The sequence below is a fragment of the Candidatus Symbiopectobacterium sp. NZEC135 genome, assembly GCF_025962695.1.
In genome coordinates this window covers 1-697 of record NZ_JAGFPF010001132.1, presented here as the reverse complement: position 1 = coordinate 697, position 697 = coordinate 1, and the positions used below count along the sequence as shown (strand labels likewise).

Sequence of the window (697 nt, the reverse complement as noted above, 5' to 3'; positions counted from 1 at the left end):
ATTATGATGCCGCGCTGGCCGCACTGAAATAAGCCTCAGCGGATAAAAAGAAACGGCTGCCAAAGGCAGCCGTTTTTGTTGGTTACTCATCCGCCTCATCGGTGGATTTTCGCTGGCTCAAGCCGTATTCACGCAATTTGTTGGCAATGGCGGTATGGGAAACACCCAGACGTTTTGCCAGTTTACGCGTGCTGGGATAAGCCTGATAAAGGCGGGTCAGCACCGAGCGTTCAAAGCGCTTGCTGATATCATCCAGTGAACCTTCAAGCAAATCATCGCTCTGTACGGTATCGAGAGTGAACGAAGGAAGATCGATATCCTGCACGCGCAGTTCACGCCCTTCCAACTGAGTCAATGCACGATACACCGTGTTCTTCAACTGGCGCACATTACCCGGCCACCCGTACTGCGGCAGCAGATGATACAGTTCCGGCGCAATGCGTGGTCGGGCAATGCCCTGTTCATCGGCAAAACGCGCCACAAACAGTTCGGTGAGCGCCATGATATCTGCCGGACGTTCGCGCAGTGGCGGCAAGGTGAGCATCAGTACGTTAAGCCGGTAATAGAGATCTTCACGAAACTCACCGCGCTGCACCAGTTCCAGCAGGTTTTTCTGCGTGGCGCAAATCACCCGGACATTAACGTGCACCTCGTGCTCTTCCCCTACCCGACGGAAGGTGCCGTCATTGAGAAAACG

1 protein-coding gene is annotated in these 697 nt (G+C 54.1%); it reads right to left on the bottom strand.

Features of this window, described 5'->3' with window-relative positions:
- Positions 1-82: 82 nt before the first annotated feature.
- A partial coding sequence (locus J5224_RS32890) for a TyrR/PhhR family helix-turn-helix DNA-binding protein (protein WP_264629108.1) occupies positions 83-697 on the bottom strand: 615 nt, incomplete at its 5' end.